General features: G+C 59.0%; 20 protein-coding genes. 11 read left to right on the plus strand and 9 right to left on the minus strand.

Annotated elements, in window-relative coordinates; genetic code table 11:
• Window positions 1–24 precede the first annotated feature (24 nt).
• On the plus strand, window positions 25–1,233 hold the full coding sequence (locus BJP07_RS03335) for a cobalamin-independent methionine synthase II family protein (RefSeq protein WP_071566067.1): 1,209 nt from the start codon (window positions 25–27) through the stop codon (window positions 1,231–1,233).
• Between the two features lie 80 nt (window positions 1,234–1,313).
• Here the strand turns inward: BJP07_RS03335 and BJP07_RS03340 are convergent, their stop codons facing one another.
• Together BJP07_RS03340 and BJP07_RS11195 are read right to left on the minus strand one after the other, a co-directional pair.
• The gene (locus tag BJP07_RS03340; protein WP_143109653.1) at window positions 1,314–1,688 is read right to left on the minus strand and encodes a hypothetical protein; all 375 of its coding nucleotides are present in this window, start codon (window positions 1,686–1,688) and stop codon (window positions 1,314–1,316) included.
• Window positions 1,689–1,724: 36 nt separating this feature from the next.
• Complete coding sequence (locus tag BJP07_RS11195) at window positions 1,725–2,129, minus strand: hypothetical protein (RefSeq protein ID WP_071566069.1); 405 nt, start codon at window positions 2,127–2,129, stop codon at window positions 1,725–1,727.
• 193 nt (window positions 2,130–2,322) lie between these two features.
• Between BJP07_RS11195 and ilvA the strand changes: the two genes are divergently transcribed.
• A complete protein-coding gene (gene ilvA, locus BJP07_RS03350; RefSeq protein WP_071566070.1) occupies window positions 2,323–3,612 on the plus strand; it encodes a threonine ammonia-lyase IlvA in 1,290 nt (429 codons plus the stop codon).
• Here ilvA and treZ read toward each other — a convergent pair.
• Window positions 3,596–5,380: a malto-oligosyltrehalose trehalohydrolase gene (treZ, locus tag BJP07_RS03355; RefSeq protein WP_083584063.1), complete on the minus strand. Its 1,785-nt coding sequence runs from the start codon at window positions 5,378–5,380 to the stop codon at window positions 3,596–3,598. The genes ilvA and treZ overlap by 17 nt on opposite strands.
• Before the next feature lie 57 nt (window positions 5,381–5,437).
• Between treZ and BJP07_RS03360 the strand changes: the two genes are divergently transcribed.
• From BJP07_RS03360 to BJP07_RS03370, 3 genes are read left to right on the plus strand one after another with little or no spacing between them, the layout of a single operon-like run.
• A complete protein-coding gene (locus tag BJP07_RS03360) occupies window positions 5,438–6,082 on the plus strand; it encodes a YigZ family protein (protein WP_071566071.1) in 645 nt (214 codons plus the stop codon).
• 10 nt (window positions 6,083–6,092) lie between these two features.
• Entirely contained in the window at window positions 6,093–6,326 is a 234-nt protein-coding gene (locus tag BJP07_RS03365) for a hypothetical protein (RefSeq protein ID WP_071566072.1), read from the plus strand.
• A gap of 9 nt (window positions 6,327–6,335) precedes the next feature.
• Entirely contained in the window at window positions 6,336–6,722 is a 387-nt protein-coding gene (locus tag BJP07_RS03370; RefSeq protein ID WP_071566073.1) for an RNA-binding S4 domain-containing protein, read from the plus strand.
• On the opposite strand, the gene BJP07_RS03375 is transcribed toward BJP07_RS03370, so the two are convergent.
• The 6 genes from BJP07_RS03375 to BJP07_RS03400 form a co-directional block, all read right to left on the minus strand.
• Complete coding sequence (locus BJP07_RS03375) at window positions 6,719–7,756, minus strand: GTP pyrophosphokinase family protein (RefSeq protein WP_071566074.1); 1,038 nt, start codon at window positions 7,754–7,756, stop codon at window positions 6,719–6,721. The two genes, BJP07_RS03370 and BJP07_RS03375, sit on opposite strands and share 4 nt — an antisense overlap.
• 25 nt (window positions 7,757–7,781) lie before the next feature.
• Window positions 7,782–10,289, minus strand: coding sequence for a malto-oligosyltrehalose synthase (treY, locus tag BJP07_RS03380; protein ID WP_071566366.1), 2,508 nt, complete (start codon window positions 10,287–10,289; stop codon window positions 7,782–7,784).
• A 51-nt stretch (window positions 10,290–10,340) separates the two neighbouring features.
• Window positions 10,341–10,859, minus strand: a complete 519-nt coding sequence (locus tag BJP07_RS03385) for a hypothetical protein (RefSeq protein ID WP_143109655.1) — start codon at window positions 10,857–10,859, stop codon at window positions 10,341–10,343.
• 122 nt (window positions 10,860–10,981) lie between these two features.
• A complete protein-coding gene (locus BJP07_RS03390; RefSeq protein WP_071566076.1) occupies window positions 10,982–12,385 on the minus strand; it encodes an exonuclease domain-containing protein in 1,404 nt (467 codons plus the stop codon).
• 89 nt (window positions 12,386–12,474) lie between these two features.
• Window positions 12,475–14,664: a glycogen debranching protein GlgX gene (glgX, locus tag BJP07_RS03395; RefSeq protein WP_071566077.1), complete on the minus strand. Its 2,190-nt coding sequence runs from the start codon at window positions 14,662–14,664 to the stop codon at window positions 12,475–12,477.
• 64 nt (window positions 14,665–14,728) lie between these two features.
• On the minus strand, window positions 14,729–15,298 hold the full coding sequence (locus BJP07_RS03400; protein ID WP_071566078.1) for a TetR family transcriptional regulator: 570 nt from the start codon (window positions 15,296–15,298) through the stop codon (window positions 14,729–14,731).
• 194 nt (window positions 15,299–15,492) lie between these two features.
• Between BJP07_RS03400 and BJP07_RS03405 the strand changes: the two genes are divergently transcribed.
• From BJP07_RS03405 to BJP07_RS11200, 6 genes are all read left to right on the plus strand, one after another.
• Window positions 15,493–16,182 (plus strand): hypothetical protein, encoded by a 690-nt coding sequence (locus tag BJP07_RS03405; protein WP_071566079.1) that lies wholly within the window; start codon window positions 15,493–15,495, stop codon window positions 16,180–16,182.
• Entirely contained in the window at window positions 16,173–16,706 is a 534-nt protein-coding gene (locus BJP07_RS03410) for a hypothetical protein (protein ID WP_071566080.1), read from the plus strand. The genes BJP07_RS03405 and BJP07_RS03410 overlap by 10 nt, the downstream gene beginning before the upstream one ends.
• A gap of 132 nt (window positions 16,707–16,838) precedes the next feature.
• Window positions 16,839–18,152: a histidinol dehydrogenase gene (gene hisD, locus BJP07_RS03415; protein WP_071566367.1), complete on the plus strand. Its 1,314-nt coding sequence runs from the start codon at window positions 16,839–16,841 to the stop codon at window positions 18,150–18,152.
• Window positions 18,152–19,282: a histidinol-phosphate transaminase gene (locus BJP07_RS03420; RefSeq protein WP_071566081.1), complete on the plus strand. Its 1,131-nt coding sequence runs from the start codon at window positions 18,152–18,154 to the stop codon at window positions 19,280–19,282. The genes hisD and BJP07_RS03420 overlap by 1 nt, the downstream gene beginning before the upstream one ends.
• Window positions 19,272–19,874: an imidazoleglycerol-phosphate dehydratase HisB gene (gene hisB, locus BJP07_RS03425; RefSeq protein ID WP_071566082.1), complete on the plus strand. Its 603-nt coding sequence runs from the start codon at window positions 19,272–19,274 to the stop codon at window positions 19,872–19,874. The genes BJP07_RS03420 and hisB overlap by 11 nt, the downstream gene beginning before the upstream one ends.
• On the plus strand, window positions 19,875–20,051 hold the full coding sequence (locus tag BJP07_RS11200; RefSeq protein ID WP_177222506.1) for a hypothetical protein: 177 nt from the start codon (window positions 19,875–19,877) through the stop codon (window positions 20,049–20,051).
• Window positions 20,052–20,063 lie beyond the last annotated feature (12 nt).

Genomic DNA, 20,063 nt, shown 5'->3' on the forward strand with positions numbered 1-20,063 from the left:
AGCCGAATGAGTGGAGCATAATAGATGACTGAGCACAAGATTTTGACCACGCATGTAGGGTCCCTGCCGCGTACCCCGGAGCTGCTCGAAGCGAACCAACTACGTTCGGAGCAGCAGATTAACGACGACGATTTCAGAGAGATTCTGGAGCGTGCAGTCGATGAGGTCGTGCAGCGCCAGGTTGATTTGGGGATCGACATCATCAACGAGGGGGAGTACGGCCACATCACCTCGGGCGCAGTCGATTACGGCGCTTGGTGGAATTACTCATTCTCCCGCCTCGGTGGGTTGACCATGACCGACGAAGACCGTTGGGCATCGCAAGAGATTAAGCGCTCTACTCCTGGGAACATTGAGTTGACCAGCTTCTCAGACCGTCGCGACCGCGCTCTGTTCGGCGAAGCGTACTCCGACCCGCACTCCGGTATCTTTACTGGGCGTGCCAAGGTGGGCAACCCGAAGTTTACGGGGCCGATTACCTACATCGGTCAGGAAGAAGTTGAGACGGATGTGGCACTGTTGAAGCGGTCCATGGAGCGCGCCGGTGCTACGCAGGGGTTCGTCGCAGCACTGTCGCCTGGCTCTGCGGCTCGCCTGAAGAACGAATACTACGAGACCGACGAGGAAGTAGTACAGGCGTGTGCTGCGGCGATGTCACATGAGTACAAGGCCATCACCGACGCGGGCCTGACAGTTCAACTCGACGCGCCTGATCTGGCGGAGTCCTGGGACCAGATCAACCCTGAGCCATCCTTGGAAGACTACTGTGCGTGGCTGCGCATTCGTGTCGACGCCATTAACGAATCTATCCGTGACCTGCCGAAGGAACTGACCCGCCTGCACATCTGCTGGGGTTCCTGGCATGGGCCGCACGTGACCGATGTGCCGTTCGGTGACATCATCGAGGAGATCCTGCGCGCTGAGGTTGGTGGGTTCTCCTTCGAGGGTGCTTCCCCGCGTCACGCACACGAGTGGCGGGTGTGGCAGGACTACGCTTTGCCGGAGGGCACCGTTATTTACCCTGGTGTGATTTCGCACAGCACGAACGCTGTTGAGCATCCGCTGCTCGTTGCTGACAGGATCGTCCAATTCGCGGAAGTTGTTGGCCCAGAGAACGTCATCGCGTCGGTGGACTGTGGTTTGGGTGGGCGTTTGCACCACCAGATTGCCTGGGCGAAGCTTGAATCGCTGGTGAAGGGCGCAAAGATCGCGACGCGCCACCTGTTCGGCTAATCGTGGTAACCAAATGAGGAAAGGCCGGTGCCCACCCTGCGAAAGGGTGGGCACCGGCCTTAGCGTTGTGCGATACGCAGCTACTTGAGCATGGACTTCAGTTTGTCCTGTGCTCCAGGGATCGCCTTGATAGCCGCGGTGATCATCTGAATCAGCCCAGCGAGGAGTGCGATGCCAGCCGAGATATAGCTGAAGATTTCTCGGGTTTCTTCGGTCATGATGCCTTTGTTGATCGCCTCCGAGCTCGGCCCCTCCGCCTTGGTCGGCTTCGTGGTCGTCGGTGTGGGCGATGCGGTAACCGTCACGGTCACAGCAGGTGCTGTGGTGGTGGCAATAACACGTGATTGCGTGGTCGGCGTGTCTTGCTGCTCTTGCGCCATCAACGGGCTTGCCGTGAGGCAAGCACCGCCAAGCGCGGTAGTGATTGCAAGCGCGACCAGTGAGCGTGTATTCACGTTCAACTCCCTGTTGTTTGAAGTAGTGGTGAAGCCTTAGAACACCTTCGGCACGTGGACGTGGCCGAGACCCAGGTGGAACTGAGCGTTTGCCATGTCAATGAGCTTGTTGAGACCGGTCGGGTCAGACAGAACGATAAGACCGGTGGTCAGGACCGCAGCGAGAACGCCTGCGAGTGCGCCGAGGGCGTGGCCCTGCGAGCTACCGGACTTCTTCGCGTTATCGTCGGCGCCTTGCTTCTTGTCATCGTCGGCGCCTTGCTTCTTGTTTTCGTTCTGCTTGTCTACAGACTTGTTGTCCTTGGCAGGCTCGTTCGTGTCCGTCTGAGTGTTGGTGGTCTCGGTGCCCTGTGCCGGAGCGGTCTCCTCGGCGAAAGCAGGGGTGACGGTCAACGAGATTGCGGTTGCAGCAGCAACGGCAATGGTGGAAATGCGCTTCATGAAATCTCCTGAAGTTGTTCGAAAAGGATAGGAATTCGAGGCGAAACCCCAGCAATTCCAAAAAATGCTCTGGCTTCCACGAATTGTTGCTAGAAAATCTAGCAGACAAGCGACGATTTTAATAGTCTGATAGCTGAATTGACTACGGCAAAGTATCACCTAAACGGGGCCCAGCGGTATACACTTTGCTGTTATGAGTGAACAGGAACAGCCAGCTTTTCAAGCGGTACATGCTGCGGACGTTCAGGCGGCACAGTCGAAGATTTCTGCCGTGATTGAGCCGACTCCGTTGCAGTATTGCCCCCGTTTGTCGCAGCAGTACGGTGCGGAGATTTTCCTGAAGCGGGAGGACTTGCAAGACGTTCGTTCCTACAAGATTCGAGGTGCGTACTACAGCATCTCGCGGCTCAGCCAAGAGGCGCGCGCAGCCGGCGTTGTCGCGGCTTCGGCGGGCAACCACGCGCAGGGCGTGGCCTATGCGTGTCGAGCGTTGGGGATCCAAGGCAAAATCTTTGTGCCGAAGCCTACGCCAAAGCAGAAGTGTGACCGGATCCTGGTGCACGGCGGCGACAATATCGAGTTGGTCGTCGTAGGAGATACGTTTGACGCTGCTGCGGAGGCTGCGCGCAAGGATGCTGCAGAGCGCGGCGCGACCATGGTCGAGCCTTTTGACGCCCGCGATACCGTCATTGGGCAGGGCACGGTTGCGGCGGAGATTATTTCGCAGTTGTCAGTAATGGGTCGCGAGCTTGACACAATTTTCGTTCCAGTTGGTGGGGGAGGCCTGCTCGCCGGAGTGCTTTCCTACGTATCTGACATGGTGCCGGGGACAGCGGTCGTCGGCGTGGAACCGGAAGGGGCGCCCTCCCTCGAGGCAGCACTCGAGGCTGGTCACCCTGTCACGCTGAACGAAATTGAGTCGTTCGTGGACGGCGCGGCTGTGAAGCGCACAGGCGATTTCCCGTTCGCAGTCATTGAGCAAAATCTTGCTCGTACGCATCTGCTGCGTTGCAAAGAAGGCGCGGTGTGCACGTCGATGCTGGAGCTGTACCAGAACGAGGGCATCATTGCGGAGCCTGCGGGCGCGCTGTCTGTGGCTGCGCTATCGCAGATGAAATTGCAGCCGGGCAGCACGGTGGTGTGCATCATCTCTGGCGGCAACAACGACGTGCTGCGCTACGCAGAGGTCATGGAGCGTTCGCTCGTGCATCGCGGGCTGAAGCACTACTTTTTGGTGAACTTCCCCCAGGAGCCAGGGCAGCTGCGCACGTTCCTCACTGACATCCTTGGGCCCGACGACGATATCGCCTTGTTTGAATACTTGAAGAAGAACAACAAGGAAACCGGTGCCGCACTGGTTGGCCTGGAGCTTTCCTGCGCTAGCGACCTTGAGCCGTTGCTTGAACGAATGGAGGCGTCTGTCATCGATTGTCGACGCCTCCTGCCGGGCACACCAGAGTACGACTTTATTGTGTCGGCATAACTAAGGCGAAGGCCCACGGCTCGAGCTTGGTTTCTTCGGCGGAGACCTCTGCGCCACCGAAGGTGTACAGCAGCGTTCCGCCGACTGGGGCGACGGTGCTCTCGGCCCCGAAGTTCGCCACCAGCACTGCCTGGTCACCCATCGTCAGCCACGCGTCGTCCGCGCCCTGGGCTGGGCCGTGCTCCACGCTCAGTTGGCGCAGGTCGTCGCGGGCCATTGGGTACTGCTTACGCAGCTCGATGAGCTTCTTGTAAGCCGCGAGGATCTCGCGTTGTTCCTCGTCGAAGTCCCAGTCGAGTTTGGCGGAGGTAAAAGTTTCCTCCGCTGCCGGGTCCAGCACATCTGCGGCGTCCCATCCCATGCGGGCAAACTCGTTCATGCGCCCTTGGCTGGTCATCTCCAGCAGGTGAGGGTCACTGTGTGAGACGAAGAATGGGAACGGCGTGCGTGCGCCGAACTCTTCACCCATGAACAGCATGGGGCTAAAGGGGGAGAGCAGAACGACGGCCGCCTTGAGTATTTGTTTGCGTGCACTGAGGTATTGCGAGGGTCGGTCGCCTTGTGCGCGGTTGCCGGTCTGGTCGTGATCGGTGGTGTAGGTGACCATCTGCCATGGTGCGACGCGGTCAAGGTCGAGCGCCTTGCCGTGGGTGCGCTGGCGGTACACGGAGTAGTCCTCGCGGAAGCGGTACCCGTTGCGCAGTGTATCCGCCAGGATTTCGAGCGTGCCGTAGTCTGCGTAGTACCCGGCGCGCTCGCCGGTGACCAGCGTGTGGATCCCGTGGTGGACGTCGTCAAGCCAGTGGGCGTCGAGCCCGTATCCGCCGTGCTGAGGGGACTCGAGGAGTCGTGGGTTGTTTTGCTCCGACTCAGCGATGATGGTGCGGGGGATGCCAGTGGCAGCTTCAACCTCGTTGGCGACGTTCTTGATTTCCTCCATGATGGAGAACGCCAGGCGGTCGTCGTAGGTTTGCACCGCGTCGAGGCGCAGGCCGTCGACGTGGAACTCGCTGAGCCACTGGCGCACCGCATCCAGCACGTAGGCGCGCACCTCATCCGAGTGAGCGCCGGACAAGTTGATTACGTCACCCCAGCCGGTATTTCCCGCGGTTGTGTAGGGGCCAAAGTTGCCGTTGTAGTTGCCCTCGGGGCCGAAGTGGTTGTACACCACATCGAGGATGACGGCGATGCCGCGGGCGTGAGCGGCGTCGATAAGTGTTTTGAGGCCCTCGGGGCCTCCGTAGGACTCGTGCACGGCGAACCAGTCGACGCCGTCGTAGCCCCAGTTGCGATGGCCTGCGAACGGTTGTACGGGCAGCAGCTCGATGGTGTTGACGCCGAGCTGAGCAAGATAATCAAGCTTTTCGACGACCCCTTCGAATGTGCCCTGCGGCGTGAAGGTACCAACGTGGAGCTCGTAGAGAATTTGGTCGCGAAGGGCGATGCCTTCCCAGGGCTCGTCGGTCCAGCTGAACGTGCTGCTGGTGACCTCGGAAGGGCCGTGGACGCCTTCGGGCTGGAAGCGTGAGCGGGGGTCGGGCAGTGGCTGTGACCACTCGCCGTCACGAAGCAAGGAGAAGCTGTAGCGTGCACCTATCTCGGGTTCGGCGACTTCGCGCGGAACCACCCACCAGTCTCGACGGGTCTCGTCACGCTGCATTTCGAGCGTGCGGGACCCTTGGCTGTCGTGGAGGTGCAGGCGTACGTTTTGCGCGTACGGAGCCCACACTCCAAATTGTTGGGGCATTGGGGTGTACTTGCTAGACATACCACCAACTGTATGGAAGTACCATATCTGTCGCAATGGACTTAGAGTAGAGGCACTATGCGCACATCGTACGAACTGCCGGCGGCCGGTGATATCACCACCCACGAAATCGAGATCAAACGGTCCCGCTTCATCACCTGGATCGCTCGTACCCAGACCGAAGCAGATGCACGAGCTCTCATCCAACAAGCCCGCGAGACCTACCCAGATGCGCGGCACCACTGCTCCGCATACATCCTGCATGTCGACGACGCGTTGCCCATTGAGCGCTCGTCCGACGATGGCGAGCCGTCCGGCACCGCAGGCAAACCGATGCTCGATATGCTGCACGGCTCCGAAATGCTTGACCTCACTGCCGTCGTAATTCGGTACTTCGGCGGCATCAAGCTGGGGGCGGGAGGGCTGGTCCATGCCTACTCAGACTCCGTTGGCCAGACGCTTCCGCTTGTTCCGCGGGTACTGCGTAGCACCAAGGAACTCGTGCGCGTCGACCTGCCGCACGCGGAAGCTGGCCGCATCGAAGCCGAATTACGCAACGCAGGTTTCGACATCGTCGACGTAGAATACGGCGCTGCCGCCACCTACACGCTGGCACACGACCCCGGACAACGCGAACAACTCGACGCCCAACTTGCAGCAAGCACCCAAGGCCGAGCCGAAGCGCACGAGGCAGGCCACCAATGGATCGAATCTCCACGCTAAACTATCAGCCATGACTATGCAGCCACGTCCATCGAACCCGATCGAATCACGGAAGCAGGCCGTACGCCGCTATTCCAAAAACGCAGTTGTGTGGGCCGGCGGTGGCCTCGGCGCAGGTATCGCGCTCGGCTTGATTGCCGGGTCCTGGCAGCTGTTCGTCGTATGCCTCGTCATCGGCGTTGTTGGTGGGTACGTGAATTGGAACAAAGTCCAAAAGATCGTGAACCACCACGACAACTACTAAGCAGACACCATGACCAGCCCCAACACCACCGCCACGAGGATCGACGTCTGGCTCTGGGCTGTCCGCATCTTTAAGACGCGCTCACTGTCATCAGAGGCAGTGCGCGCCGGGCACGCCAAACTCAATGGCAAAGCGGTAAAACCCTCAGCGCAGGTCGTGCCAGGGGACCGGCTCAAGGTGTGGAAGGACCACCGCTATCTCGAGCTGGAAGTTACCCAGACTTTACAGAAGCGTGCGGGCGCGAAGATCGCGACGACCTGTTACGTGGACCACTCGCCACCGCCTATGACCTCCGAAGTGTTTGGTTCGTTGCCGGTTCGTGACCGTGGTGCTGGACGCCCGACGAAGAAAGAACGTCGGCAGCTTGATCGTTTGCGCGGCCGGAACAGCTTTTAGGCGTTCTTGCCCGAGGGCGTTTGTGGGACGCCGCCTTCTCGGAGTTGCGCGAGCCTGCGCGTCAGCTTTCGCTTCCTCAGTACTGGCCGGTTCCCGCTTTCCCAGGTTCGGCTGATGTGTTCCTGCCCAAACTTGTTCAGTAGCAGGTCGTCGACAAGCCTGACCTGACCGGGGGTAAACCGCGCCTGCAGGGTGTTCTGCACTGCCTCAATATCTGCTGGGTTTGCCAGCTCAGCGAGTGCAGAGACTGTATCGATACCGTCCGCGCTGAGCAGCTCGTGTAGGAAGCGGTAATCGTCCACACGAGAGAGTGGAAACGATGCTCCAAGGATCACGGTGAGCACACCGGGAAGTGTTTCGGGCGTCAGCGACGCTGAAGTATCGGGAGCGCTCGGGTTTTGCTGCTGCGGGTTGGACAGCTCTGCGATTTGGTCGAACTGCTGGTCCGCAAGCTCGATGAGCCCCGCAGCCAGCGTAAATGCGCGATCGATTTGTGGGTCGAGCTCTCCGTGGGAGCGCTTGTAGCGCACATCGTGCTCGAACTCAGCCCACGCGTGCTGCAGTACCGTCCGCACCTGAACTTCGAAGACCTGCCCGCGGTACTGTTCGAGTTCCTCGTTGCTCTCGTCCACCTGGAGGACCAGGTGATGAGACCCGTACCCAAACGTTCCCGACACCCTCGTCTCCTGCGCTTTGTCTACGCTGCGAAGCACGTCGAACTGATCAGCAAGCAGGCGAAGCACCGCCGGTATTTCGGTTGAGTGCATTACGGTAATGCGGGCTCCGATGAGGTCGCGGATATCGTTCCAAGGGTCCGGGTACACGATTTTGCCGCCACGGCGCTTCTTCGCTTTCTCCTTCAACGAAGGCCAGCTCTTGATGCGCACATCGACGCGATCGAAGTTGATACCTGCGTCGATCATCAACTCATGCAGTGCGTGACGAAACTCCTCGGCCACCCCTTCGTGTTGCCTCAGCCAGGTGAAGTAAGTGTTGCCGAGTTGCGCGATCGTGTCATTATGTTTCGTGCCCATCGGCACAACAGCTTACCCATTGCTCCTAATCGACGGCCTCTTGACGCTCCAACAGCGCAGTAGGAAGGTACTCGAGCAGGTCACTCACCTCAACGGTGCCACGAAACTCCCTGCCCGTGAACCGCTCGAACCAGGTCCCCTCGGGCAGCGTCAACGTAGTGTCATCCCATCCGCCACGGTGCGCCAGCTCGAGCGGCTTGCGGGTGGCAACGGCAATGACGCCAATCTCACCGTTGTCTCGGTATTCCCGGGCAAAACCAACAAAGTGCTGCTGCGCAGGACCGACAGCAAACACTGCGCGGTGCTTGCCTTCCGTAAACAAGACCGGCGTGCTGGTACGCGCAGCGAGGCATTCACGGATGACAAGCTGTTTGGCAGCATCAATCGACTCCGAAAGCCCTGGCCAAGCGTCTCCAGACGAATCACTGGGTGCGTAGCCCAAAAAATCACCCAAATTGAACTGAGGCTGCTGCCGTGCGTCGAGATACCGGTGCAGCGTTTGAGTGCGCGCGGTGTAATCGATGAAGCTTCGGTTATCTGGGTCGACGAGTGTCGTTTCGAAAAACTCCATGCCCTGGTACGTATCAGGAATGCCAGCACCAGCAAGTTGGAGGACCTTACGACCCAGCGTTACCGCGACTGCACCTTCATGGATGGTCGACACGAAGTCCGTGATCAGCGAAGTCGCAGGGCCCGCCAGCACCGCGTTCACCCAATCGAGCACCTGCTGCTCGTACGCCTCATCGGCGTCGAACCAGGTTGTATGCAGCGCCGCCTCACGTACCGCTTTGATCGCGTAATCATGCAGTCGCCGTGAAAGCGACTCCGTAACAATCCCATCCGCCGGCCAAACACCGACGATGTTTTGCAGTAGAAAATGCGCTGTGGCGTGGTCTGGCGGAGGCAACAGTGCCGTTGTCGTGTTCACTAACTCCGCAAACACGTTTGGTACCTCGGCGATCTCCAACATCCGCGCGCGGGTGTCCTCGGAGCGTTTCGTATCGTGGGTGCTCAGCGTCGTCATTGTTTGCGGCCACAGCTCTGCACGCTCCTGCTGCAGCAGGTGGAACTCCGCCGCGCCGACTCCGAAACGACCAGGCGCGCCACCCACCTCTTGCAGCGCCACTAACCGGTTCGCTCTATAAAACAATGTGTCTTCTACGCCCTTCGCCATCACCGCACCACACACTTGCGCGAAGCGTGTACTGGCTTCGCCCTCAGCGAGCAGAGCAGCCGCGATGAGGTCGAGGGCGTCGCGCCGGGATGGGAAGCGCTGCGCCATGTCGGCCACCACGGTGGCCGTGATCCTCGACAGTGATCGATAGTCGGCACGGTAGACCGGAATGGCGGCGACGAGCGCAATAACGGTGTCGACAAGGACTTCGTCAGAGACGGCGGAGCCGGCCGTCGAAAAGTTATCGCGCCGAATTGCGCGCGTGAGACGGCGAACCTCCGCCTGAAGCTCGTGAGTCGCGACCTCGCGCTTGAGCTGTAGTGCTGCCGCATCGAGCGACGCCTGGTCCCAAGTGGAACCTGACTGGCGCAGCGCAAGCATACTGAGTGCGTCCTCAGCCGCCTGGTTGACGAAGATACCGTCGAGTTCGCGAAGCGCGTCGTAGCCGGTGGTTCCGTTGACGCGGAGACGAGGATCGAGTGGCTCATCGACCTCCAAGATCTTCTCGACGACCAGCCAACGATCCGGGCCAACAACATCACGAAGCCGCGACAGGTAATCAAAAGGATCAGTGAGCCCGTCAGGGTGATCAACGCGGACACCATCAATCAAGTCCTCCGCAACAAGCTGCCGGATGATTGCGTGCGTGTGTTCAAAAACCGCGGGGTCTTCCTGGCGGATACCCGCCAGCCCGTTGACAGAAAAGAAGCGACGGTACGAGATGATGCCGTCGCGCCAGTACATCAGTTTGTAGGACTGGCGCTTGCACACCTCCTTCGGATCATCATCGACGGAAGCGTACGTGCCTGGCTTGAGCGGGAACACGTTGTCGTAGTACGCCAGCACGACTTCGCTTTCCGGATCGTCAGGACTCAGATAGCGCAGCGTTAGGGCGTCCTCGTCGTTCTCTTGGCCAAAAATGGGGAGCCCGAGCTTTCCCCCTGCGCCATTGTCATCGTGCCAATCGATATCGAAGTAGCGCTCATATTCCGACTCGCGGCCGCGCTTCAGCACGTCCCACCACCAACTGTTGAGCTGCGGAGTTGCGACGCCCAAGTGGTTTGGCACGATATCGATAATCACGCCGAGGTTGCTGTGCCTCGCCGCCTCCACAAAACGCCTGAATCCCGAAAGACCACCCAGCTCCGGATTGATGACAGTGGGGTCAGTGACGTCATAGTTGTGATTCGAGGTCGGCATCGCCTGCAGAATAGGGGATAGATACACATGCGAAACGCCGAGCTCTTCTAAGTAGGGCAGACATTGCGCAGCTTGGTCGAAGCCGAACCCGCGGCCGGACGGGTCAGCCTGGGGGCCGCGCAGCTGGAGACGATAGGTTGATGTAATTGGGTTTTTCAATGCGTCCTCCTTGAAGTCACTAGCCACCCACCCTAGTAGCTGTTCGCTCGCTTAGCCCCTGACACGAGAATCAAAAGAAAGAGGAAAGCCAACCGAATATCGCATGACGTGCTCCGGCTTCGCGAACCGGAGGACATCTGCCAAAGGTGCATCGAAGACGTACAGTTCCTGCTGATCGCGCGAGTAAAACAGCAGCTCATTGTGCGGCAGCAGGACACGGTCGACATGGGAATAGAGCGTCGAAAAGAGCTGCGGGTGGGCAAGCCACGACGCTGCATACCCCACTGAGCTTCGCACCTGTACGCCTTTCGGCGCTACCTCCCCCAAAGAGTCTTCTGCCCGCTCGTACTCCAAAGTGACACTGCCTTCGAGCAGATCAGTGCTTAGCGTGCGAGCCGCCGAGTTCCACGCCTGATGCACAGTCAACCCCATCGCGCCGATGGACTGGTGGGTCAGCCCCTGCACCGAATCCGAGTCAAAGACGCACACCAGGCCCGGTGCCAAACTGATATACGCAGTCGAGGCACCGAAACCGGGTGTGAGCCATGCGCGTGAAGAACTCGACGTCACTTCACAACGACGGGCTAGACGGGGAAGGATAGGAACAAATATCGAAGGGGCGCACGTGGCAGGCATATGAGTAGTCATATGTAGTTAGACCGCTCAAGTTCGATAATGGTTCCCAAGCAATTTTAAAAAGGTGGTTCTTCGTTCAACCCCAATGCGTCAAGCAACTGCTCAGCCTTCCAAATCTCCAGGTGTTGTCCCTGCTCAATGAGCTGCCGAGCCCGCTTCTCCTTCGAAGTCATCGACCCCCATTCACCAACTACAAGAATCGTGGTCTTCTTCGTCACGTTCTTGCCTACCTGGCCACCGTGAGCCGCGATGCCTTGCCACAGTGAGCCTTTATCGAACGGTGAAAACTCACCAGTCAGCGTCACGTTTTGTCCAAATAGTGGCGACGACGGGTCCGCGTCGAGCGCCGGTTCCGGCACTGCGTCCGGGGTTGCCACAGCCTGCCACGGCGCAGGCTTGCGTCCAGAGGTTTGCTTCCGCGAGCTCTGGGCAGCAGGACCAGCCTGGTTACTGCCCGCCGGTGCAGGTACCGCAGCAGCACCAGCTTGCACACCGTCCTTCGCGATGCGTTCTGCCTGCAGCGCCCGGCCCGCCCCGGAGCGGTCCTTCAACACAGGAGTGACCCGCTGCGCATCGATCGCTCCCAAGGTAAAACCAGCATCATGCACGAACCCCACAAGTGACCCCTGGTAGTGCGCTTGACGCGCCAGCCCCACCATGATCCCAGCGCACGCCGCAGCATCCGCGCAAGCATCGTGGTGTTGTTCCAACGGCACGTCAAAGTAGGAAGCCAACGTGGGCAGCTTGTGATTTTCCACTTCAAGATCGAACGAACGCGCCTGAGCCAACGAACAAGCGAAAAGTAGCTGCGGAGCCTCCATCCCGCTTGCCGTTGCAGCTTGGAACAACGCAGAGCTATCAAAATATGCGTTATGTGCAACCAGGGGGAGAGAACCGGCGAATTCGACAAGCTTTGAAATGCAGTCAGCCACGCTTGGTGCGTTCTTCACATCTTCCTGACGAATCCCATGAATCGACACGTTATGCGGATCAAACTCTGCCCACTGATCCGGAGGGGTACACAGCCAGGACACCCGGTCAGACTCAACGCCATCGATCACCTTCACCGCACCAATTTGGCACACCGAACCCCACTGCTGGTTAGCCGTTTCTACATCGAAAGCAACGAAACTGAAGCCAGGACGCCTGCTCGACGTGTCCGGTGCTGTGTCAGGCGAAGGGGCGTCGCCACGCTGCGCTGCTGCAATAGCGGATTCAAGCTCGCGCATTGTGGCATCCGCGCCTGGCGCAAACGGAATTTCGACGACATCGTCCCCGGAAAAGACGCTCACCGTACCGGCACTCCAGCCATCACCTTCTGCGACCACAACTTGCGTGATCCCCTTGATCGGAATACGCACAGGCTCGCTCGAGCCAGCGAGCGCGGCCTCCAACGCAGTTGGTGTTACAACCAGCTGCGTATTCGAAACACTCAGCGTTGCACGGCAGGCAGTAATCACAGGGCATGGCTCCAATCAAAAAATCCGGTAGGCGGGTAGCACACATACTACTCACCTACCGGACACGAACCCTCCGATGGTCGACTGTCCTAGTCTTCGGACTCCTCGCGAATCGGGGCACCGACCTGCTTCAACACCACCGTGGAGCGCGCCGGGACGACAGTGGTCTCCGTGGCGCCGATCGTCAGCGTGCTTGCTGGGTAGCCCAACTGCTCGGTGGTGTCGATGAGTACCTCCCAGCTTGAGCCGAACTCCTGCGGAGGCAACGTGAACTCGATGTCTTCGTAGTGAGCGTTAAACATCAGGATGAACGAATCATCATGCACGTGCTGGCCACGAGCGTCCGGTTCCGCGATCGCGTCGCCGTTGAAGTACACCATCAAGGCTTTGCCGAAGGCGAAGTCCCAGTCGGATTGCGTCATCAGCTCGCCTGAAGGAACCAGCCACGCTATCTCGCGGTCGACCGCATCCGTGCCAAGCGCACCACCCTCCAGGAACCGACGCCTACGGAAGACCGGGTGAGCCTTGCGGATCGCGATAAGCCTCTTGGTGAACTCATGCAGGTGCTCACCGGCATCAAGTTGAGTCCAGTCCATCCACGCAATCTCGTTGTCTTGGCAGTACACGTTGTTGTTTCCGCCCTGGGTGCGAGCAAGCTCGTCGCCGTGGGAGATCATCGGCGTTCCCTGGGAGAGCAGGAGCGTCGTCAAGAAGTTGCGACGCTGCTGCGCACGCAGCTGGTTGACCTCTGGGTCGTCTGTCGGCCCTTCGACGCCACAGTTCCAGGAACGGTTGTGGCTTTCGCCGTCGCGGTTGTCCTCAAGGTTGGCCTCGTTGTGCTTCTGGTTGTAGGAAACCAGGTCATTCAACGTGAAGCCGTCGTGAGCCGTAATGAAGTTAATTGAGGCAGTAGGGCGACGACCGTTGTGTTGGTACAAGTCCGAGGAACCGGTCAGGCGTGATGCGAACTCACCAAGCGTCGAAGGCTCTCCGCGCCAGAAGTCACGCATGGTGTCGCGGTACTTACCGTTCCACTCACTCCACAAAGCAGGGAAGTTACCGACCTGGTAACCGCCTTCGCCAACGTCCCACGGCTCGGCAATAAGTTTGACCTGGGAAACTACCGGGTCCTGCTGGACAAGGTCAAAGAACGTTGCGAGGCGATCAACATCAGAGAACTCGCGTGCGAGCGTCGAAGCCAAATCGAAGCGGAAACCGTCGACGCGCATCTCCGTGACCCAGTAGCGCAGGGAATCCATGATGAGCTGCAGTGAGTGCGGGTCGCGCACGTTGAAGGAGTTACCGGTGCCCGTGTAGTCCATGTAGTGGAACTGGTCCTCGTGTACGAGGCGGTAGTAGGCCTCATTGTCGATTCCGCGGAATGCAATGGTGGGGCCGAGGTGGTTGCCTTCAGCCGTGTGGTTGTACACGACGTCAAGGATGACTTCCATGCCGGCTTCGTGGTACGCCCGCACCATGCCTTTGAACTCGGCGACGGCGTCGCTCGGCTGTGCAGCAGACGCGTAGTTGTTCTCGGGAGCGAAGAAGCCAAAGGTGTTGTAGCCCCAGTAGTTGCGCAGTCCGAGATCACGCAGTCGGCCGTCCTGCAGGAACTGGTGGACCGGAAGAAGCTCAACGGAAGTGACGCCCAAATCCTTGAGGTAGTTGACGACCGAGGGATGAGCCATGCCGGCATACGTGCCGCGCAGGTTCTCCGGAACGTCCGGGTGCGTCTGGGTCATGCCCTTCACGTGACATTCATAGATCACGGTTTCTTCATCGGGGATGCGGGGCGCACGATCATCGCCCCAGTCGAAGAATGGATTGATGACAACAGAGAGCATTGTGTGGCCCAACGAGTCTTCCTCGTTGCGACCCGTGCCGGGGACCTCTGCATTGATGTCATAGGAAAAAAGCGAAGAATGCTGCGAGAACTCGCCGTCGAAGGCGCGCGCGTAGGGGTCGACGAGCAGCTTGTTTGCGTCGCAACGCTTGCCGTTCGCTGGGTCCCAAGGGCCGTGAACTCGGTAGCCATAACGCTGGCCCGGGGTGATGCCGGGGAGGTAGGCGTGCCAAACGTGGTTGTCTACCTCTTCAAGTTCGATGCGAGTTTCTGCGCCTTCATCGTCGATGAGGCAAAGTTCGACTTTCTCCGCGACTCTTGAAAAGAGTGTGAAGTTTGTTCCAGCACCGTCGTAGGTGGAACCTAGGGGGTACGGGGAACCAGGCCACACGACAACATCATTCGCGGGCTTTGGGGAAGTAGAGCTTTGAGTCATAAGGAATCACCATAGTGCACCCTCAGAACTTCGACGCATTGCGAAACTCTCTCCATGCTGGCCGTCAGCAGTCAGCTTGAAGACCGCGAACAAGTAAATCGACGGAATAGGCAAATGCTTTCTCACGCTCACCAACGGGGGAGCGGGCGAACGATTCGCTCGCCTTAGTGGCTGTAACCAGCTGTAATTCTGTTTGCTGTACGAGGGCACTTCCCAAGACGAGGTGCAGAAGCGCGTCGGCAGTCGCCTCGAGCTGAGGTATCGACGCCTCTTCGACATCGCCCGTCAATGCTGTGATGAAAAAACGCTGGAGTTGGGAGTGTATCGGGGATTCCGGATTACCAACCGCTGTGACCGTTACCTCAGCCCCGTCGCGGACGCTGAGGAGGCAGTCACGGAGCTGGGCAGCAGCCTTATTCGTCGAAATGATCGGTAAAGATGGGTCAGTGACTGGCGCAACGATGTGTTCGGCGAGGCGAGCAATCAAGTTCTGCTTGCTTGGAACGTGCCAGTACAGCGCTGACGGTGCGACGTTGAGCTCCTTGGCGATCCTGCGCATTGACACATCGGCTAAACCGTATGACCTGAGTAAATCCATCGCAGCGATCGTGATCTGATCCACGGACAGGTGCATGTGCACTCATGTTACCCGTCGTTCAGTGAGGAGGGGGGTGGCGTTTGCAACGAGTTCACAGAGAGTGTTCAGATACTTGGTACCGGAGCGTAATTGGGCCAGCAGAAACGAGTGGTTAAAATTGGCACTAACGATTTTTAACGTAACAGGCCGGGTGCAACCGTTGTACTGGTCGCTGTAAGGAGAGATACGTCGTGAGGATTTCCACCACTGGTTCTAAGGCTGCTGCAGCTGCAGTTGTTGCATTGGCAATGTCATTGACAGCGTGTGGCTCTGATGGCGAGAGCGCGGGCGGCGGACTGTCCACCGCTGCCAGCGCTCCGAATTCGGCGGCTTCTGAGAAGTCTAAGGGCGAAAAGCCGGCAAAGGAAGAACCAAAGAAGGACGAAAAGGGCGAAAAGAAGTCCGACGACAAAAAGCAGACGGAGGCGCAGGGAGAGCCCGGCGCGATCCCAACGATTGCGAATCCGTTTGAGGACGGAGAGTTTGCTGTTCCAACCTTCGAACCAATCGAGGGCGGCAAAGAAGGCACCGAAGAACAGCGCAAGGAAATGGAGGAAGTGGTTCGCAAGGTGACGAACCCAGAATCCTTCGAAAAGTGGACGCGAGTCATCCTGGACAACTCCTGTAAGAAGATCACTGAGCCCGCACTGCAAGAGATGGAGCGCCAAGGCGTTTCCCTCGAGGTGATTGAGCAGGCCGCTCGTATGCAGGAGGAGGCCGGTCAGGCCATTGAAATCCCGAAGACGGAAATCTCACTCAGCGACGTTCGCGTCGACGGCAACCATGCTTCGGCGACAGTGAAGTCAAACAACTCCGAAGGCGAAAAGACCCAGACTCAGCTCTTCACTCACGAAGACGGTCGTTGGAAGCTGTGCAACTAACACAACAGCTCGGCTCCAGGCTGCGCGCCACGATCCACGCTGGCGCCGGCCTGCTTTTCGTTGGGCTAGTTAGCGGCGTAGTCGGTGGGGTGGCGTGGGCGTGGTTGCGGCCACCAATAGTGGCCGTCGTGTCCGATGGCGCGTTTGTTATTGACGAGGCTGAGACAGCCCAGAATGCACAGTTCGCCGGACTTGGGTGGTTGGCGGTGGTGCTGCTCATAGTCGGGTTGATCGTCGGCGTCGCAGGCAGGAGTCGCCGGGGTGGTGGCCAGCTCGCGTGGTTTGTTTGGCAACTTGTGGTTTCTACGCTTGCGGGATTTGTTGTGTGGACCGTCGGCGGAATCGCCACCGACTGGCTTAGCGCGATGCCGGAGCACGCCGAAGGGTTTCAGGATGGGCAACACATCAGTGTCTTCCCAAACGTTGCGCCGAGCGTGGTGCTGTGCCTCGCGCCATTCGTTACCGGGATCGCGGCGTGGTCGCGTCTAGTACTGCATTCTGTTGACACCCCCGAAATAGTGTGAACCAGCGCATTCTTTCGGTGAAAGCTCTGGGGCGAAGTCCTTTTTAGTCTGAACAGCTTTTTCATGCCTGCTGGAGAATACAATGACTGCGGTACGTACCGTACTCGTTTGTTGAATGTGGGAGACACGAAAATGCTGAGACTTACCGACCTTCGAGGGACAACCCCAACGACTGCCGAACTACGCAGGGCACTGCCGCGCGGTGGTGTTGATGTCCATGCGGTGCTCCCCGCAGTCACCCCGATCGTCGAGGCGGTCCGTGACGGTGGTGCAGCAAAGGCACTCGAGTACGGTGAACAATTTGACGGGATCCGCCCTGCCTCGGTGAGAGTGCCGGCGGAAGTGATCAAAGAGGCCGTCGATAAGTTGGATCCTGCGCTGCGCTCTGCGCTTGAAGTCGCGATTGAGCGGATTCGAAAGGTCCACGCGGAACAGAAACCCCAGCCACACACCACGACGCTTGCGGAAGGTGCAACCGTCACCGAAACCTTTATCCCAGTCTCTCGCGTGGGGCTCTACGTTCCAGGCGGGAAAGCTGTCTACCCCTCGAGCGTGTTGATGAATGTCATCCCTGCTCAAGAAGCCGGTACGGACAGCATGGTGGTGTGTACACCTCCGCAGGAAGAGTTTGGAGGCTGGCCTCACCCGACAACGCTCGCAGCATGCGCGCTGCTTGGCGTCGACGAAGTGTGGGCTGTTGGCGGTGCGCAAGCGATTGCCCTGCTGGCGTTTGGCGATGATGTATGTGAACTCGAGCCCGTAGATATGGTGACCGGTCCCGGCAACATCTACGTTGCAGCCGCGAAGCGCGTGGTCAACGGGACAGTGGGTATCGACGCTGAGGCGGGGCCGAGCGAGATTGCGGTGATTGCCGACGACAGCGCGGATGCAGAATACGTTGCCTTAGACCTGATCTCGCAGGCAGAGCACGACGAGCAGGCAGCCAGCGTTCTGATCACAGACTCGGAGGAACTGGCGAAGCAGGTTGGCCAGCTGGTTGAGGAACGCTCGAAGGAAACATTGAACGCTGAGCGTGCCTCCACCGCGTTGGGCGGCAAACAGTCGGGCATCATCTTGGTGGATGACATTGACAAAGCGGTTGCAGTAGCAGACGTGTATGCGGCCGAACACCTCGAGGTGCACACGCGCAATGCTCGCGCGGTTGCAGAGCAAGTTCGAAACGCTGGTGCTATTTTCGTTGGGCCGTACTCGCCGGTTCCGCTCGGCGACTACGCGGCCGGCTCGAACCACGTCCTGCCGACTTCCGGCACAGCGCGGTTCAACCCAGGCCTTTCCACATTGACATTTCTCAAGCCCGTCAACCTCATCGAGTACGACAAAGGCGCACTTTCGGAAATTGCCGAAGACATCATGGTGCTTGCCGCAGAAGAGCAGCTACCTGCACACGGTGAAGCCATCAAAGCGCGTGGGAAAGGATCCAAATAATGTCTGATGATTTTTCGACGATCGCCCAGGACGTCTCCCTTGATTCGCTGCCACTGCGCGACGAGCTGCAAGGAAAGAACCCGTACGGTGCCCCGCAGCTGCAAGTCCGTGTCGCGCTGAACACGAACGAGAACCCGTACGCGCCCTCTGAGGCACTCATTGAGGACCTGGTTGCCGAGGTTGCATCCGCGGCGCGCTCGCTCAACCGCTACCCGGAGCGCGACGCTGTGCTGCTGCGCGAAGATCTAGCTGCATACGTGTCGAAGCAGACAGGGGTTAAGGTCAGCAAGGACAACATTTGGGCGGCGAATGGCTCCAACGAGATCCTGCAGCAGTTGCTGCAAGCGTTCGGCGGCCCCGGACGCAGTGCGATGGGCTTCGTTCCGAGCTACTCGATGCATCCAATCTTGGCGGCGGGTACGCAAACAGAATTCATCCCTGTGGACCGCAACGAGACATTCGACATCGACGTGCAGGAAGCTGTGCAGGCCGTCGACAAGTACTCACCGGACGTCATTTTCATCACGACGCCGAACAACCCAACGGGTGGGGAGACCTCGCTCGAGGACATTGAAACGATCGTGAGGGCAGCGCCGGGAATTGTCATCGTTGACGAAGCATACGCCGAGTTCTCGGATTCGCCCTCCGCGACAACGCTGTTGGCAAAATACCCGGAAAAGCTTGTTGTATCTCGAACGATGTCGAAAGCATTCGACTTCGCTGGCGCACGATTGGGCTACTTCGTCGCAGCCCCAGCGTTTATCGACGCCGTCATGCTCGTGCGCCTGCCGTACCACCTCTCTGTGCTCTCCCAGGTTGCTGCGCGCGTGGCACTGAAACACGCTGGGGACACGCTCGCGACGGTGGATAAGCTGGCCCAAGAGCGCGTCAGAGTCCAAGCAGCATTAGAGGAGATGGGGTACGAGGTTGTGCCAAGCGCTTCGAATTTCATCTTCTTCGGTCCGTTTGGAGACGCCAGCTCCACCCACGCAGCGTGGCAGCAATTCCTTGACTGTGGAGTGCTTATCCGCGACGTCGGGGTCGCAGGTCACCTGCGTGTGACGGTTGGTCTTGATAGTGAAAACGATGCCTTCTTAGAGGCAGCAAGAAAGGTGCTTCATGGCGAATAGGGTAGGAACCGCAAGCAGAAAGACATCCGAGTCAGACATCACCGTGTCCATCGATCTTGACGGAGCCGGTGTGACCGACATCGACACCGGGCTGCCGTTTTTCGACCACATGCTCACCGCATTCGGTGCGCACGGCGCGTTTGACCTCACCGTACAAGCGAAGGGCGATACTGAGATCGACGCTCACCACACAGTGGAAGACACCGCCATCACCCTTGGGTGGGCGCTGCTGGATGCGATCGGGGACAAGCGCGGCATTCGACGTTTCGGGTCGATGTTATTGCCGATGGACGAGACGCTCGTCGAGGCAGTGGTCGACCTGTCTGGGCGCCCGTATTTTGTGATGAACGGTGAGCCTGAAAACATGGACTGGCAGATCATTGGTGGCCACTACGCGACGGTGATCAACCGACACTTCTTCGAAACGCTTGCGTACAACGCCCGGATGACGTTGCACGTGAATGTGCGCTATGGCCGCGATCCCCACCACATTACGGAAGCCGAGTTCAAGGCTGTGGCTCGGAGCCTGCGCGCTGCGGTCGATGCGGACCCGAAGATTACAGGAGTTCCGTCGACGAAAGGTGCGTTATAGGTGGGAGGCATTCCAGCAAGCATGGCGGTGCTCGGCCTCTTCGTCGTAGCGGGTGTGCTCGCAGGTGGAGTGTGGTCAACATACCAGCGAGGGCTGAGGGTGCCGACCGCAGTGTTAGCCTTAGCAACTGCGCTCGCGCTGGCGTTCGCACTGATGACAATGATGGAGGTTATGTAGGTTGAAGTTCTT

Source organism: Corynebacterium sp. NML130628, assembly GCF_001875665.1.
Taxonomy (GTDB): Bacteria; Actinomycetota; Actinomycetes; order Mycobacteriales; family Mycobacteriaceae; genus Corynebacterium.